This is a genomic window from Bartonella sp. AD328YNZD, assembly GCF_042196425.1.
On sequence record NZ_JBHIQG010000701.1, the window covers coordinates 1 to 765 of the forward strand.

A 765-nucleotide genomic window follows, 5' to 3' on the forward strand; every position below is an offset into this window, starting at 1 on the left:
TAAATCTTATTAAAATATATAAAACTTAGAAAAAATAGTCTCTTTCTTAAAAAGATCAGAGGTAAACAATATGCGTGAGATTTTGGATCATTTTGATATGCCATTGAATAAAAAGATTTCTGTTCAACAGACTCAAAATCTTTCATGCCAATCACACCCAAAACGATTTTATAAACAAGTGAAAATTGCTTGTGAGGAAAGAGGTTTTACTATCTTATTAGATGAACGTTCTGTTAAAACGCCCGCAAGGCGTCATTTTCATGTGCCAACACAAGTATTTGCTGAATTCGTTGCTCAAGAATTTGAGAGTCAACAGCACGTTGTTGATCCGGTAAAAATGCCGATGACGCGTTTGGTTAATACTGTTATTGATGGTATCGCTGATGATATGCAGGCTGTGTTTGAAGATTTATTGCGTTTCGTTGCATGTGATATGATCTTTTATCGTGCGCAGACACCTAAAGAGTTGGTGCAAAAACAATCTGAACAATGGGATCCTTTATTAGATTGGGCAGAAGAAAAATTGGGGGCGCGATTTTATTTGACAGAAGGGCTAATGCATGTGGAACAATCACCAGAAACGCTTCAAGCAGTCAGTAATTATTTACGTAGAGTTGAATCTCCTTATATGCTTGCTGCACTTCATCTGATGACGACCTTAACAGGGTCTGCTCTCATTGCTCTTGCTGTTGCTGCGGGAAAGATTGATGCTGATCATGCATGGTCTATTGCCCATTTAGATGAAGATTGGATGATGGAACAATG

Annotated in this window: 1 protein-coding gene; it reads left to right on the top strand. The window is 37.6% G+C overall.

Going from position 1 to position 765, the window contains the following annotated elements; translation table 11 throughout:
• Nucleotides 1-70: 70 nt before the first annotated feature.
• A partial coding sequence (locus ACFIO3_RS15830) for an ATP12 family chaperone protein (protein WP_375704727.1) occupies nt 71-765 on the top strand: 695 nt, incomplete at its 3' end.